The 15233-nt window shown below is 74.6% G+C and carries 10 protein-coding genes; 2 read left to right on the top strand and 8 right to left on the bottom strand.

The genetic code is table 11. The features are described 5' to 3' along the window. Positions 1–10: 10 nt before the first annotated feature. Positions 11–1237 (top strand): coiled-coil domain-containing protein, encoded by a 1227-nt coding sequence (locus F593_RS27880; protein ID WP_022927860.1) that lies wholly within the window; start codon positions 11–13, stop codon positions 1235–1237. Positions 1238–1336: 99 nt separating this feature from the next. On the opposite strand, the gene F593_RS22815 is transcribed toward F593_RS27880, so the two are convergent. The 5 genes from F593_RS22815 to F593_RS0106010 all read right to left on the bottom strand — a co-directional run bounded on the left by F593_RS22815 (position 1337) and on the right by F593_RS0106010 (position 6419). Beyond that, positions 1337–2389 carry an iron-siderophore ABC transporter substrate-binding protein gene (locus F593_RS22815; RefSeq protein WP_084629521.1) on the bottom strand — a complete coding sequence of 351 codons (1053 nt, stop codon included), beginning with the start codon at positions 2387–2389 and terminating at the stop codon, positions 1337–1339. 163 nt (positions 2390–2552) lie between these two features. After that, entirely contained in the window at positions 2553–3413 is an 861-nt protein-coding gene (locus tag F593_RS22810; protein WP_022927858.1) for an ABC transporter ATP-binding protein, read from the bottom strand. Then, positions 3410–4540 (bottom strand): FecCD family ABC transporter permease, encoded by a 1131-nt coding sequence (locus tag F593_RS0106020; RefSeq protein WP_022927857.1) that lies wholly within the window; start codon positions 4538–4540, stop codon positions 3410–3412. Before F593_RS0106020 ends, F593_RS22810 begins: the two co-directional genes overlap by 4 nt. After that, a complete protein-coding gene (locus F593_RS0106015; RefSeq protein ID WP_022927856.1) occupies positions 4537–5601 on the bottom strand; it encodes a FecCD family ABC transporter permease in 1065 nt (354 codons plus the stop codon). Before F593_RS0106015 ends, F593_RS0106020 begins: the two co-directional genes overlap by 4 nt. A gap of 2 nt (positions 5602–5603) precedes the next feature. Beyond that, complete coding sequence (locus F593_RS0106010) at positions 5604–6419, bottom strand: siderophore-interacting protein (RefSeq protein ID WP_022927855.1); 816 nt, start codon at positions 6417–6419, stop codon at positions 5604–5606. Between the two features lie 62 nt (positions 6420–6481). Between F593_RS0106010 and F593_RS0106005 the strand changes: the two genes are divergently transcribed. Further along, on the top strand, positions 6482–7582 hold the full coding sequence (locus F593_RS0106005) for an AbrB family transcriptional regulator (protein ID WP_022927854.1): 1101 nt from the start codon (positions 6482–6484) through the stop codon (positions 7580–7582). A gap of 3 nt (positions 7583–7585) precedes the next feature. Here F593_RS0106005 and F593_RS0106000 read toward each other — a convergent pair whose 3' ends face one another. The 3 genes from F593_RS0106000 to F593_RS0105990 all read right to left on the bottom strand — a co-directional run bounded on the left by F593_RS0106000 (position 7586) and on the right by F593_RS0105990 (position 15123). Next, on the bottom strand, positions 7586–10441 hold the full coding sequence (locus tag F593_RS0106000; RefSeq protein WP_084629518.1) for a glycosyl hydrolase: 2856 nt from the start codon (positions 10439–10441) through the stop codon (positions 7586–7588). A 218-nt stretch (positions 10442–10659) separates the two neighbouring features. Further along, entirely contained in the window at positions 10660–12069 is a 1410-nt protein-coding gene (locus F593_RS0105995; protein ID WP_022927852.1) for a hypothetical protein, read from the bottom strand. Positions 12070–12294: 225 nt separating this feature from the next. Beyond that, on the bottom strand, positions 12295–15123 hold the full coding sequence (locus F593_RS0105990; protein WP_022927851.1) for a DNA polymerase I: 2829 nt from the start codon (positions 15121–15123) through the stop codon (positions 12295–12297). Positions 15124–15233: the final 110 nt, after the last annotated feature.

Below are 15233 nucleotides of genomic sequence, written 5' to 3'. Positions count from 1 at the left end.
CCGAGGTTCCATGCCGCCGACTTCCCGACGCCGAACTACGCTGCGCGCCCTTGCGCTGACCGCCACCGGTGCGGCCGCCCTCGCGGCGGGCGCCGGAGCCCCGACGCAAGGGGTCGCCGACGTCGCGTCGGACCGCGCCGCCGCGCAGTCGCTGAAGCAGAAGGTCGCCGCCGAGAGCGCGAAGATCGCCGCCACGAACGCCGGCCTCGCGTCCGCGGAGCGCCGCCTCGCCGCACTCGACTCCCGCGTGCAGCTGCGCACGGGCCAGCTCGAGCGCACGCAGGACGAGCTCGTCCGCTCCCGCGCCCGCCTGACGAAGCTCGAGCGCAAGGCCGACCGCGCCACGCGCGTGCTCTCGAAGAACCTCGCGACCGCCTACGAGTCCGGCCGGCCCGACCTCGTCTCCGTCGTCCTCACCTCGGACGGCTTCAGCGACCTGCTCGAGCGCGTCGACTTCCTCGAGCGCATCTCGGAGCACAACGGCCACATCCTCGACGACACGCGCCGCACGAAGAACGCCGTCGCCGACCAGGCGCAGGACCTCGAGAAGATGCGCGGCCGCTACCGCACGCTGGCCAAGGACGCCGTCGCCGACCGCGACCAGGCCGACGTCGTCCGCAACGCCATCCTCCGCCGCAAGCAGGCGCAGCTCGCCGCCCGCGCCGGCACCGCCGCACAGCTGAGCCGCGTGAAGAGCCGCATCGCCCGGCTCGAGCGCCAGCAGGCCGCAGCGGCCCGCGCGGCCGCCTCCGCCGCCACGGCCACCCGGGCCGCGCCGCGCGTGGCCGCCTCGAGCGGCTCGGGTTCGAGCGGCTCCGGGTCCGGCTCGAGCTCGAACTCGGGCGGCGGCTCGGGCTCCGCCCCCGCCGCGTCCGACCAGAGCGGCGTCGTCGGGCGGGTCGTCGCCGCGGCGAACGAGATCGCCTCCACCCCGTACGTGTGGGGCGGCGGCCACGGCGGCAGCGCCAGCGGCGGCTACGACTGCTCCGGCTCGATCTCGTACGCGCTCGCGGCCGGCGGCCTGCTCGACAGCCCGCTCGCCTCGGGCGGCTTCATGAGCTGGGGCGAGGCCGGGCCCGGCAAGCGGATCACGATCTACGCGAACGCCGGGCACGCCTACATGGTGGTCGACGGCCGGCGCTTCGACACGTCGAACCTGCGGGGCGGCGGCACGCGCTGGACGAGCGAGATGCGCTCCTCCGCCGGCTTCGTCGCGCGCCACCCGCCGGGCTTCTAGCCGGCGCCCCGGCCGGGCACGGGTGCCCGGCCGGATCGTCCCGGACGGGCACCCCGCCCGGGCTCCCGTCGGGCGGCGCCAAGGCGCGACCCGGCGCCCCTACTCCTTCGGGCCCTCGCCCTTCAGGCCCTGCTCGATGAGCGGCACGACGTTGTCGATCGCCCACGGGATCGAGAGGACCGTCGGGGCGCCCTGCGCCTGCGCCTGCACGAGGTCGAGCGGGACGAAGCCGCCCTTCTTCACGACCGGCAGGCTCTGGAAGACGGAGCGGCCCGTGAACGTCTCGCGGTCCTTCGGCGTGTTGAACCACGCGACGAGGGCGTCGGCGTCGAGGGTGCCGAGGCGCTCGTAGCTCACGTCGACGAAGAAGTTGTCCGTCACGCCCTTCGTGGCGGCGACCTGGCCCGGCGAGAGCTTCATGCCCAGGTCGGTCAGGAACTTCACGCGCAGGTCGTTCGGCAGGTACAGGCCGACCTGGTCGGCGTCCTGGCGGGCCATGTAGGAGAACGTCTTGCCCTGCAGGTCCGGGTGGTCCGTCTTGGCCTGGGCGAGGGCCTGCTTCGTCGACGCGACGAGCTCCTTCGCCTTCGCCTCCTGGCCCAGCGCCTGGCCGATCCGCACCGCCTGCTCGTCCCACGGCGAGACGTAGGCGCCGCGACCCTTGGCGTAGGTGACCGTCGGGGCGATCTTCGCGAGCTTGTCGTAGTCCGCCTGCGTCACGCCGGACTGCACGGCGACGATGAGGTCCGGCCGCAGCGACGCGACCTTCTCGAACGGGATGCCGTCGGCCATGCTCAGCAGCTCGGGCTTCTCGCCGCCGAGCTGCTCCTTGCCCCACGGGCCGATGCCCTCGGGGAAGTCCGGGCCGATGTCGAACACGCCGACGGGCTTGACGCCGAGGGCGACGACGACGTCCTGGTCGCTCCAGCCGAGCGTGACGACGCGCTTCGGCGCCTCCTTCACGGTCGCGTCGCCGAAGGCCCCTCCCGTCACGGTGACGGGGAAGGCGGACGACGATGCGCGGCCGCTCGGCGCGGCCGCGTCGGAGGACTCGTCGTCGGAGCCGCAGGCCGCGAGGGCCAGGCAGGCGGTGAGCAGGAGCGCCACGAGCAGCGCAGTGCGTGCACGGAGCAGGCGAAGTGGGAGCGACACGGAGGACCTCGGTTTCGGGGGTCGACCCCGGGGACGACCCGGGGAACGAAGACGGAGGGCACCCTAACGGACGACGGCACCCTTGGTAGGGCCACCGAACTCGAGGGGCCGAAGCCCTCCGACGAAGGCGCTTTCCGGCCCGGGCGGCCCCGCGCCGGCGGCCCTACGCCACGCCGGGTGCGGCAACCGGCAGCGGCTCGGCCGCCACCCGCCGCCGCGCCGCGGGCACCACGAGCGGCGTCCCCGTCTCGGGATCCGGGATCACGCGGCAGCGCAGGCCGAAGACGCGCTCGACGAGCTCGGCGTCGACGATCTGCGCCGGGTCGCCCTCGGCGACGACCTCGCCGCCCCGCATCGCGACGAGGTGGGTCGCGTAGCGGCAGGCGTGGTTGAGGTCGTGGAGGACCGCCACCATCGTGCGGCCCTGGTCGCGGTGCAGGTCGGCGCAGAGGTCGAGGACCTCGATCTGGTGCGCGATGTCGAGGAACGTCGTCGGCTCGTCGAGCAGCACGATCGACGTCTCCTGCGCCAGGACCATGGCGAGCCACACGCGCTGGCGTTGACCGCCGGAGAGCTCGTCGACGGCACGGGAGGCGAGGTCGGTGACGCTCGTGGCCTCCATCGCGGCGGCGACGGCGCGCTCGTCCTCGCGGGACCACTGGCGCAGCAGCCCCTGGTGCGGGTAGCGGCCGCGCGCCACGAGGTCGGCGACGGTGATCGCGTCCGGGGCGATGGAGCTCTGCGGCAGCAGCCCGAGCCGGCGCGCGACCTCCTTCGACGGCAGCTCGGTGATCTGGCGGCCGTCGAGGACGACCTGCCCGGCACTCGGCTTGAGCATGCGGGCCAGAGCGCGCAGCAGCGTCGACTTGCCGCAGGCGTTCGGGCCCACGACGACCGTGAACGAGCCGTCCGGGATGGCGACGGAGAGGTCCTGGGCGACCTGGCGCTCGTCGTAGCCGAGCGTCAGGCCGTCGCCGTGCAGCCGCGGACCGCCGTCCTGCCGGTCGTGGTCGGTGTGCTTCATGCTCGTCCGTCCCTCCACTCGTGGTACAGCAGCCAGATCAGGTACGCCCCGCCCGCGACGCCCGTGACGACGCCGACGGGCAGCTGGCTGTCGGCGAAGACGCGCTGGGCCGCGAAGTCGCCGCCGATGAGCAGCACCGCCCCGGTCAGCGCGGCGCTGCCGACGCCCGGCCCCGTCGCCCGGGTCAGCCGCCGGCCGATCTGCGGGGCGGCGAGCGCCACGAACAGCACGGGCCCCGCGGACGCGGTCGCGACCGCCGTCAGCGCGACGCCGATCGCCAGGAGCCCCCCGCGGGCACGCGCCACGGGGACGCCGAGCGCCACCGCGGCGTCGTCGCCCATCTCCATCATCCGCAGCTCGCGGCTCATCAGGGCGGCCAGCGGCAGCAGCAGCGCGAGCGCCAGGCCGACGGGCACGACGTGCTCCCATCCCCGGCCGTTCAGGCTGCCCGTGATCCAGACGTTGGCGACCGTCGCCTGCTCGAGCTTGGCGTGCGTGAGCAGGTAGTCGCGCACCGCGAAGAGCACGAAGGACAGGCCGATGCCCACCAGCACGAGGCGGTAGCCCTGGACGCCCTCGCCGCCGCGGAACGCCAGCAGGTAGACGAGGACCGCCGTGACGACGCCCCCGCCGAGCGCGCCGCCCGCCACCGCCGCCGCACCGCCACCGAAGAGGACGATCACGGTCAGCGCGCCCGCGGACGCGCCGGCGGTGAAGCCGATGACGTCCGGGCTGCCCAGGGGGTTGCGGGTGATGCTCTGGAAGATCGCCCCCGCCGCGCCGAGGGCGGCGCCGACGAGGATCGCGGTGATCGCACGTGGCAACCGCAGCGTCTCGACGACGAACTGCGTACCCGCGTCGCCCCCGCCCAGGAGCGTCGCGACCACGTCGCCCGGCGGGATGGAGTACTCGCCCGTGCCGACCGCGAGCACCAGCAGGACGAGCAGCAGGCCGACGAGGACGCCGGCGACGCCGATCGCCCGGGGCTCGACGCGGAAGCTGATGCCGCCCGGCAGCCGCACGGTCCGGCCCAGGCCGTCCGGGCGCACCGGATCCGCGGACCGCGGCGGCCGGACCGGCGAGGAGGGGCCGCGGGGCGGCGAGGCGACGGGGGGCGCGGCGCTCACAGCTGGGCGATGCGCCGGCGGCGCACGATCGCGATGAACACGGGGGCGCCGAGGACGGCGGTGACGATGGCCACCTGCAGCTCACCCGGCCGCGTGACGATGCGGCCGACGATGTCCGCCACGAGCAGCAGGATCGGCGCGAGCACGATGGAGTACGGCAGCACCCACCGCTGGTCGGGACCCGTGATCGCCCGGGCGACGTGCGGGACGGTCAGGCCGACGAACCCGATCGGCCCCGCCGCGGCCACGCTCGCGCCGCACAGCAGCGTGATGGCGAGCGCGCCGAGGAACCGGGTGCGGGCGACCTTGGCGCCGAGCGCGCGGCTGACGTCGTCGCCGAGGGCCAGCGCGTTCAGTGGCCGCGCCAGCACGAGGGCCAGGAGGACACCGACGAGCACGAACGGGGCGACCTGGCCGACGACGTCGGCGTCGTGGCCGCCGAGGGAGCCGACGGCCCAGTAGCGGTACTGGTCGAAGACCTTGGGCTGCAGCGTGGTGATGCCCTGCACCACGGAGTACAGCGCGAACGTCAGGGCGATCCCGGCCAGCGCCAGGCGGACGGGTGTGGCGCCGGAGCTGCCGCGCGCGGCCACCCCGTAGACGAGCAGCGTGGCCAGGCCGGCGCCGACGAACGCGACCCAGACCTGGATCTGCGGCCCCACGCCGCCCGTCAGCGCCATCACGACGACGACGGCCGCGGCGGCGCCCGCGTTGATCCCGAGGATGCCCGGGTCGGCCAGCGGGTTGCGGGTCAGCGCCTGCATGAGCGCACCGGCGAGCCCGAGGGCCGCGCCGACGAGGAGCCCCAGCAGGGTCCGCGGCACCCGCAGCTCGCGCACGACGATCGCGTCGTCCGAGCCGTCGGGGTGCAGGACGAGGTCCCACACGCGATCCAGCGGGATCTGCCGCGAGCCGATGCTGATGCTCAGGAGGACGACGAGCCCGAGGACGGCCAGCGCCACCAGCAGCCCGACCGCCCGGATCGACCGTGGGCGAGCGGCGGCGGCCGGAGCGGCCGGCGACTCGGGGACCGGCGCGCGGGTGGTGGTGGCGACGCCCACGCCTACTCGACGTCGGCCGGGGTGTCCCGGTGCTTCCAGTAGCCGATCGCCTGCAGCGGGCCGATCGTCAGGCCGCGCTCGCCCTTGAGGTGCTCGCGCAGCCGCCGGACCACGAGCGACTCCCCCGCCACCCAGACCTTGCCCTGGCCCTCGGGCAGCTCGGCGGCGCGCACGGCCTCCTCCAGGCGCGTGCAACGCCCCGGGGCCTCGCCGTCGCGGTGGATCCACTCCAGCGTCAGGTCCGCGGCCGACCACAGGGTCGTGTGGCAGCTCGCGTCGGCCACCTCCACGAACACGCGGGTCGGGTGGCCGGCGGGCAGCCGCTCGAGGGTGGCGCTGATCGCGGGCAGCGCGGTCTCGTCGCCCGCCAGCAGCGTCCAGTCCGCGTCGGGCTCCGTGATGAAGTGGATTCGCGGGCCGGCGAAGCCGAGCACCTGCCCGGGCCGGGCGGCGGTGGCCCAGCGCGACGCCGCGCCGTGGTCGCCGTGGAGCACGAAGTCGATCGTCAGCTCGGGACGCGAGCGGTCGTAGGACCGCACGGTGTAGTTGCGGCAGTGCTGCTCCGGGCAGCCATCGGGGAACTTCCAGCCGGCGGCGGGCAGCACGGGCTCGTCGCGGCCCTCGGCCGGCCAGATCAGCGTGATGATCTCGCCCGGCTCCTCGTCGGGCAGGTCGCGCAGATCCTCGCCGCTGAAGACGATGCGGGCGACGTTCGGCGTCGGGCGGGCGACGTGCCGGACCTCGATGCGTCCCGTCCGCAGGGGGAACGGCCGGTCGCGTGCCCGGGCTGCGGCCGGGGAGAGCTGGGCCTGCGCCATGTAGGCCACCCTAAAGCATCCGGCGGTGATCGTCCGCCTCCCCGTGCCAGACTCCCTGGTGGATGCAACGACCGTCGCTCCAGGCCGCCGGCGCCCGCCGCTGGGGTCTGCTCCTCCTGACGACGGCGGTCGCGGGTTTCGGGGGCGCGGCGGTCGGGGTGCCCTCCCCCGCGCTCTTCGCCGGCCTGTTCGTCGGGTTGGTCTTCGCCCTGCGCACCCCGTGGGGCCTCGACGTGCCGGGCCCGGCCGCCCGCCTCGCCCAGGGCGTGCTCGGCGTCTCGCTCGGGGTGCTCGTGCAGTCGTCGACGCTGACGGAGATCGGGCAGAACGCCGGGCCGATCGTCGGTGTCACCCTCGCCACCCTGGGCGCCACGGTGCTCGCCGGACTGGCGATGAGCCGGCTGACCGGCCTGGACCGGCCCACGGCCTCGTTCGGCATGGTCGCCGGCGGCGCCTCGGGCATCGTGGCGATCAGCCGCGAGCTCGGCGCGGACGAGCGGCTCGTCGCGGTCATGCAGTACCTGCGGGTGCTCGTGATCGTCGTGCTCGCGCCCGTCGTCGCCGGGATCGCCGGGGGCGGCGGAGGCGGACGCCCGGTGGCGGACGGGGTGGCCGGCGGCTGGGTCGAGGGGACGGTCGCCCTCGTGCTCTGCGTGGTCGTCGGGGCGGGTCTGGCCCGGCTCGTGCGCCTGCCGGCCGGCTCCCTGCTCGGCCCCCTGCTCGTCGCCGCCACGCTCGCGCTGCTCGACGTGTCGCTCATGGCCCCGGTTCCGCCGGCCGTCCTCGAGGCCGCCTACGTGGCGATCGGGCTCTCCGTCGGCCTGCGGTTCACCGTGGCGAGCCTCCGCCACGCCGCCCGGATCCTGCCCGCGACGCTCGCCATGATCGCCCTGCTGATCCTGGTCTCGGCCGGGCTGGGTCTGCTGCTCGTCCCGCTCACGGGCGTGGGCGCGCTCGACGCCTACCTCGCCACCACGCCGGGCGGCCTCTACGCCGTGCTGGCGGCCGCCGCCACGAGCGACGTCGACGCCACCTTCGTCCTGGCGGTCCAGGTGCTGCGGCTGTTCGCGATGCTGCTCGCCGCGCCGCTCCTGGCGCGGTGGCTCGCCGGCCGCGAGGGCGCGGCGCCCCCGAGGGACGCCGCGCCACCGCCCGCGGGGTAGCCCCTACGCCCGCGGCGGGCCGTCGACCCGCTGGGGCACGAGCCGGACGGGCCCGAGCAGGCCGGAGGGCTCCGGCCCCCAAGTCTTCGGGTCGAACGGCTTGTAGTTGATGTTCACGATGTAGAAGCGGTCCCAGACCTTGCCCTTGAGCGAGAGGTCGCGGACCGCGTTGGCCGCGAGGTTCGTGACCTCGAGCTCGAGCACGTTCTCGCCGCGGCGCAGCCCGTCCTCGATCGTGACCTCGAACGGGATCCGCCACGCCGTCTCCAGCTCGCGGCCGTTCAGGCGCACCCGCACGGACTCGCGCACGTCGCCGAGCTCGAGCAGCCACTCGTCCGCCCGACCCTTCGGCGCCTGGAACCGCAGCGTGTAGCGCGCCGTCCCGGAGAACGCGGCCGCCTCGGCGCCCAGCTCCGTCCACGAGACGAGCTCCGGGAGCGTCCGCGGCGCGCCCGGCTTGCCGTCGCCGTCGAGGAACCGCAGCTCCCACGGGCCGGTCAGGTCGACGGCGCGGCCGGCGTCGCGCGGCAGCGCCCAGCGCAGGCCGTGGACGCGGCGGCTCGTGAACGTCCGCACGAACAGCGAGTCGCCGGGCTCGAGGCGCAGGCGCACCTCGGTCCGGCCGCCGCGGCGGCGCAGGTCCGCGACGCCCGAGGCGCCGTCGGAGGGATCGAGGATCGCGGCCGAGCGCGCGTCGTCGGCCAACGGGAGCCAGCCGTCGACGGGCTGGGCGCCGAGGTTCGTGACGAACAGGTGGCGGCCCTGCGCGTGGCGGCGCCGCAGCACGCGGACGCCGAGGTCGGCCGCGGCCTCGCGGCGCGCGCCGGCCTCGACGAGCCCGGCGTCGACGTCGCCCGTCACCACGAACCGGCCGCGGCCGATGCGGTGCTCCGTGCCGATCCGCGTGCGGCGCTCGGAGCGGCGGATCTCGGTGAGCAGGCCCGCGAGCTCCTTCCGGCGCGCCTCGAGGTCGGCCAGGCCCGGGACGTCCTCGGGGAGTCCGCCGCGGAAGACCACGGTCGCGCCGCCCGCGGCGAGGTCGCGCAGGCGCCGGAGCGTGGCCAGCGGGACGATCTTCGCCCCCGGGACGAGCACGGTCGCGTAGTCGCCACCCTTCGTGTGCACCGCGCCGTTCCGCCCGGCCGAGATGCCCTCGAGCATGCGGTCGGAGACGTAGTCGAACTGCCAGCCCTTGGCCTCGAGTCCGACGGTGACCTCGCCGAAGCCCGTCGGGTGCTCGTGCAGCCACTCCTCGGCGCCGTGGACCGTGAACTGCGGGACGAGCGGATCCTTCGCCGTGTGCCACAGGTCGTGCTGCGGGAAGTACACGAGCACGTCGTTGTCGTGGGTCCCCTCCTGCAGGAGCGACTGGGCGCGGGTGACGTAGTCCGTCAGCTCGGGCAGGTCGCGCCAGAGCGGGTTCTGCGGGTTGAGGTCCGTCGACGCGTAGAAGTTCAGCCCCGGGAACGGCTCACCCGGGGGCGAGTACGTCGTGCCGTGGAAGAACACGTGGTTGATGCCGGCGGCGAAGAGCTGATCGAGCTCGGGCTTCATCTGCGCGAGCGAGACGTGGAAGTGCTCGCCGAGCCACGTGCAGCTCTCGGAGGACGCCAGCGGCTTGCCCTCCACGTGCGCGGCGGAGGACGCGAAGCGCATCACGAGCGGGTCGGGCCGGCCGAAGTCGTCCGTGGAGTAGTTCTGGTCCGCGCGCAGCCCCGGGATCGGGAACGCGCTGGGGCCGAAGCTCTCCGTCTCCGGGATGTCGACGCGGGCGTAGAGGTCCAGCAGGTTGGCCGGGGAGCCGTGCGCCTGGTTGCGCGTGAGCCAGCCGTGCTCGTGGTTCCAGTCCGACCAGCGGCTCGTGAAGCGGGTGAGCAGCAGGTCGGCGAACGTCTCGCGCACGTCGGAGCGCACGCGGGCGCGGGTCTCCTCGTCGCCCTGACCCGTGACCTCGGGGAGGAACGGCACGAGGTCGTAGCCGCGGAGCTCCCGGAAGTCCTCGAGCATCGTGTCGGTCCAGTTCGCGGCCCCGACCTCGTAGGAGTCGTGGAACATCGACCGCAGGCCGTGCGAGCCCTTGCCGAGCGCCTGGTCGAACCGCGCGAGGTAGTTCGGCAGCGAGCGCTCGCTGATGTAGTCGATGACGAGACCCTCGCTGCCCGGCGCGGCGCGCTTGACGGCCATGCGGACGCGGCCGACGAAGACGGCGGTCAGCTCCCAGCCGCCCTCGGGGGCGACGGCGTCGAGCGTGCCGTCGGCGCCGACCTTGTCGGTCAGGTCGACGGTGGTGCCGTCGGGGGCGCGGGCGACGATGCGGTCCAGTGGCGGGATCGGCTTGTTCGCCGGCGGGTTCTTGACCCGGACGGGCTCGGCCAGGCGCCCGCCGGCGGCGAGCGTCCAGCGCTCCGTGAGCACCTTCGCCGCGCTGTCGTCGTCGGCGACCCACGGGCCGCCGAAGGGCCAGCCCGAGCCGGTCGTCATGTCGACGCCGAGGCCGAGGTCCTTCGCGATCCGACTGGCGCTGTCGACCGCCTCGACCCACGACGGGCTGAGGAACGGGCGGTTCTTCGCCTCGTCGCCCTTCGCACCGTAGATCGCCTGGATCTCGACGCCGCCGATGCCGGCGTCCCGGTACGCGCCGAGGTTGGCCTTCAGGCCGGCCTCGTCGACGTTGCTGCCGAGCCACCACCAGCGGGTCCACGGCTTGGCCTGGCTCGTCGCCTGCGGCCAAGCCAGCGGGGCCGGCGTGCGGCCCGGCTTGGGACCGCGGGTGGCGCGGGCCGCTCCGGGCCAGGTCGCGAGCGCACCCACGCCCACGGCCGTGGCCGATGTCCTCTGCACGAACTCCCTGCGACGCATCTCTGCTCCTGAACTTCGGGGGACGGCCGCGCGGGGGGAAGCGAGACCGGCCAATGTTCGAACCTGGGCGTTTTCACCATGTGCGGGGCAAACCGCTCATGGATGCCCGGGTTCGACCAGTGGCGCTACGACCTTAGCGTGCTCGCAGTCACAGTGCAGGTCTTTGCGGGGTGGCGACGGGGTTGCAGCGGCGCCCCGGTCGGCGCTGCCGTCACCCGTCACCAGGCCGCGTCGGCCCCGCCCGGGATCGTGCGCGGAGTCCCGCCGCCGTCGAGCGGCACCCGCATCGCGACGCGGCGGGTGCGGGAGCGGCCCTCCCCTGAGGACCAGTCGACGCGGACGACGGCGCTGCGGCTCGCCCGCTCGTAGCCGAGGACCCGGAACTCGGACGCGTAGTCGAAGGACCCCGCATCGGGCAGCGCCTCGATGAGGTTGCGTGCCGTCGCCGAACGACCGCCCACCTGCACGGCCCGGGGCCGGCCGTCGTCGCCCATCGTCGCGAGCACCCCGTCCGGGGCGAGGCTCGCCGGATCCTCGAAGGCGAATCCGACCCAGCCGCCGTCCGAGCGGCCCAGCCTCGGCACGAACGGCCACCGCGGAACACCACGGATCCGCTTGCGAGCCGTGCCGTCGAGATCCCTCCGGGGGATCCGCACGCGCGGCGCGGGTCCCGTACGTGCCTCCCCGTTCGGGGCCACGGTGAGCAGCCGCGGGCCGCTGCCGCGCTGGGCCAGCCGGATCCGTCCGTCCGCGCGGCGTCGCACCCGGGTGGTCAGCGTGTACCGGAGGGCGAGGGCTCCCGACGGGCCCCCGGTCAGCCCGAGCGTGTAGGGCAGGCCGTCGGCCGCGCGGCCGACGAACCGGCCGACGGTGCGCGGCACCACCCCCTCGATGTGCGTCGCCGACACCCGGGTCGCTCCGTGCAGGTTCCGGACGAGGCGCCCGTCGGCGCCGCCGGGACGGACCCAGTCGGGCCTCGGCGTGTCGCTGATGCCGGCGAAGAGGTACTCAGCGGGGAACAGCGAGAAGGGCGAGGAGCTGACCAGCGCCCCGCCGGGCACGCCCACCGCGCTGCCGGCCGGCCCGGGGAGCTCGGCGCAGACCGCCGACGCGACTGGACAGCGCAGCGCCGTCCACGTGAGCGTCGTCTCGTCGGCGTCGTCCGGGCGAGGCGTCGACCGTGCTGCGTCGCCGATGATCACCTCGGATCCGTCGGGCGTCCACGAGAGCTCGGAGTAGGGCGGCGCCGCCGCGACGTTCGTGGGCATCGTCAGCGGCACCAGCGGACCCCCGGCGCTGGCGACCACGTACGCCCGCCCCTCCCCGTTTCCGTCGTCGGAGGGCAGCACGAGGAGGTGACGTCCGTCCGGCGACGCCACGAGCCCGCTCGGCGCCTCCACGGTCGTGAACGGGCCGAGCCTCCGCTCCGCACCTGCGCCGTCCGTCACCGTGATGCGCACGGTGCTGGGCTGCCGCGGGTCGTTCGGCTCGTCCACCGCCATGCGTGCGACGTCGGCTGCCGCAGGTGCGGCGCCGGCGAGCAGCGCTGCGAGGGCGAGCGGAACGGCCCGCCCCCCGACGAGGAGGGAGGACGCGGCGGGACCGCGCGACCGGGACAGGCGGGACATGGGACTCCAGGGGACGGCCCCACCGCGCGGCGGGGCGGACGGGGGACGCCCCGCACGCTACCGCGGACCGCGTGGGGCTTTGTGGGTGCCCCGAGCCGTGCCGCAGTCCGACGCGGCCCGGCCCGAGAAGCTCGGGGCGGGGCCCGCCCCCCATGCGGGTGCCCCGAGCCCTGCCGCAGTCCGACGCGGCCCGGCCCGAGACGCTCGGGCGGGGCCAGCCTGGGTTTACTTCGCGTCGACCCAGGTCTTGCCGATGCCGCCCTCGACCTTGAGCGGCGGGTCCTGCGTCCACGGCGAGACCATCTCCCGCTCCACGAGGGCGCGGACGCCGTCGGGGCCCTCCATCTCGCTCGCCGGGCCCTCCACGAGGAGCTCATCGTGGATCGTGAGGACCATGCGGGAGCGGACGCCGGCGTCGTCCAGCGCGCGGCGGACGTTGATCATCGCCAGCTTCATGATGTCCGCGGCGGTGCCCTGGATGATCGTGTTGACGGCCAGGCGCTCGCCCAGGCCGCGCATCTGCGGGTTGCGGGCGCGCAGCTCGGGGATGAGCCGGCGGCGGCCGAACATCGTGCGGACCTCGCCGGCCTCCTTCGCCTGCTCGATGGTGGAGTCGATGAAGCGCTTGACGCCGGTGAACTGGGCGAAGTAGGCGTCGATGACCTCCTTCGCCTCCTCCCGCGGGATGTTCAGCCGCTCGGCGAGGCCGAAGTCCGTAAGGCCGTAGGCGATGCCGTAGTTGACCATCTTCGCCTTCGACCGCAGGCCGGCGTCGAGCTCGTCCTCCCCCACGCCGAAGACCGTCATGGCCGTCGCGGTGTGGACGTCGCGGTCCTCGCGGAAGGCGTCGCGCAGCGTCTCCTCCTCCGCGTAGAAGGCCAGGATCCGCAGCTCGACCTGGGAGTAGTCGCAGGACAGCAGCACGGTCTCCTCCTCCGCCTCGAAGCAGCCGCGGATGCGGCGGCCCAGCGCGGTGCGGACGGGCACGTTCTGCAGGTTCGGGTCGGTCGACGAGAGCCGGCCCGTCTGCGCGACGGTCTGCTGGAACGTCGTGTGGATGCGGCTGCGCGGGTCGGCCTGGGCGAGCTGCGGCAGCACGTCGAGATACGTCTTGGCGAGGGTCGAGAGCTCGCGCCAGCGCTCGATGAGCGGGATGACCTCGTGCTCGTCGCGGATCTGTTGGAGCACGCGCGCGTCGGTGGAGAAGCCCGTCTTGCCCTTGCGCTTCTTCGTCAGCCCGAGCTCCTCGAAGAGCACCTCGCCCAGCTGCTTGGGCGAGCCGATCGTGAACTCGCGGCCGGCGTGCTCGTGGATCTTGGCCTGCAGCTCGAGGATCTCGGCGTGGACCTCGTCGCGCACCTCGCTCAGGCGCGGGACGGACAGCCGCACGCCCTCGCGCTCCATCTCGCGCAGCACGTCGACCAGGGGCAGCTCGACGTCGCGCAGCAGCTCGGTGAGCCCGGCGTTGTGGACGAGGCCCCGCTGGTGGACGGCCAGCAGCGCGACACGCCCGGCCGTGGCGGCGGCGAGGTCGCCCACGGTGTCGGCGACGGCGACGTCGGCCTCGTCGGCCAGCTCGTCGAGCGGGTAGCCGCGGCGCTGCGGCTCGAGCACGTAGGCGGCGAGCAGCGTGTCGTGGGCCAGACGGGGCGCGGGCGGACGGTCGGCCGCCGCGCCGCGGTCCGGGTCGCCGCCCTCGGCCAGGGCCTTGCCGTCGTGGCAGACGAGCGGGCGGCCCTCGAGTGCCGCGAGCACGTCGGCCGAGCTCGCGCAGCCGCCGGCGAGGAGCTCGACGGGCCGGCCGCCGTCGTCGAGCCGGGCGACGGCGAAGCGCAGCGGCAGGGCGGGCGTGGGTGCGGCTCCGGCGTCGCCGGGCACGTCGAGGGCCAGTTGCCCGGGGTCGCCCTCGCTCGCGGCGTCCGCATCCTCGGCGGGTGCCTCGACCGTCGTGTCGGGGTCGAAGAGCTGCCCGGACTGCTCCTGCTCCGCGGCGACGGGTTCGACCACGGCGACGGCGACGGGGAGCGGCGCGGCGCCCTCGGGCGCGGCCGCGTCGGCCTCCTCCAGGATCCCGCGCAGCTCGTCCAGGGCCACCTCGCGCAGCGGCGCGTCGACGACGCTGGCGGTGACGGGGCCGTCGCCCGCCTTCGCGGACGGGCGGCCGTCGGACTCGAGCAGCGGTTCGAGGCGGCGCCACGGGTCGCGCAGCTCGAAGCGCATGAACGTCTCGCGCAGCGCGTGGGCGTCGGGCTTGGCGACGAGCAGCGCGTCGAGGTCGTAGTCGACGGGGACGTCCGTATGGATGCGCGCCAGCTCGCGCGAGATGCGGGCGTTCTCGGCGTGCTCGGCCAGGTTCTGCTTCCGCTTCGCGCCCGAGATCTGGTCGATGGACGCGAGCACCGTCTCGAGGTCGCCGAACTGCTGCAGGAGCTGCGCGGCGGTCTTGTCGCCGATGCCGGGGACGCCCGGGATGTTGTCCGACGTGTCGCCCTTCAGGCCGTAGAAGTCGGGGATCAGCTCGGGCTTCAGGCCGTAGCGATCGATGACGGCCTGATAGTCGTAGACCTTCGTCTCGGTGATCCCGCGGGCGGTCGCCATCACACCGACCCAGTCGTCGGGGTCGATGAGCTGGAACTGGTCGCGGTCGCCCGTGACGATGACCGTGCGCAGCTTCCGCTCGCGCGCGTGCAGGGCGAGGGTGCCGATGACGTCGTCCGCCTCCCACCCCTTCGAGGACACGTTGGCGTAGCCGAAGCCGGCCGAGATCTCGGAGAGGAACGGCCACTGCTGGCGCAGCAGGTCGGGCTTCTTCGCCCGCTGCGCCTTGTACTCCGGGTAGACCTCGGTGCGCCCCGACATGCCGGCGTCCCACACCACGGCGGTCGGGACGGGGCCGAGGTCCTGGTAGAGCTTGACGAGCATCGACGCGAAGCCGAAGAGCGCGTTCGTCGGCTCGCCCGTGGAGGTCGCGATGGACTCCGGGAGCGCGAAGAACGCCCGGTACGCGAGCGAGTTGCCGTCGATCAGGAGCAGGGCGGGTTCGCGCGAGGCCACCCCGGCACCATAGCCCGCCGGGCGGCGCGGACCGGGTCCGCGAAAGCCGCCTCCGGGGTGAGGACTCCGGCGGAGACGAACGGCCCGGGCACCGGTGCTTGCATACTACG

Source organism: Patulibacter americanus DSM 16676, from assembly GCF_000420025.1.
GTDB classification, from domain to species: Bacteria; Actinomycetota; Thermoleophilia; order Solirubrobacterales; family Solirubrobacteraceae; genus Patulibacter; species Patulibacter americanus.
Note: the sequence above shows the minus strand (reverse complement) of the source record. Positions and strands in the feature narration are given on the sequence as shown.

Bases quoted from the DNA above. Each gene is read 5' to 3' on its own strand.
- F593_RS27880 (WP_022927860.1), top strand. From the start codon at position 11: ATGCCGCCGACTTCCCGACGCCGAACTACGCTGCGCGCCCTTGCGCTG.
- F593_RS22810 (WP_022927858.1), bottom strand. From the start codon at position 3,413: ATGAAGCACACCGACCACGACCGGCAGGACGGCGGTCCGCGGCTGCAC.
- F593_RS0106010 (WP_022927855.1), bottom strand. From the start codon at position 6,419: ATGGCGCAGGCCCAGCTCTCCCCGGCCGCAGCCCGGGCACGCGACCGG.
- F593_RS0106005 (WP_022927854.1), top strand. From the start codon at position 6,482: ATGCAACGACCGTCGCTCCAGGCCGCCGGCGCCCGCCGCTGGGGTCTG.
- F593_RS0106000 (WP_084629518.1), bottom strand. From the start codon at position 10,441: ATGCGTCGCAGGGAGTTCGTGCAGAGGACATCGGCCACGGCCGTGGGC.
- F593_RS0105995 (WP_022927852.1), bottom strand. From the start codon at position 12,069: ATGTCCCGCCTGTCCCGGTCGCGCGGTCCCGCCGCGTCCTCCCTCCTC.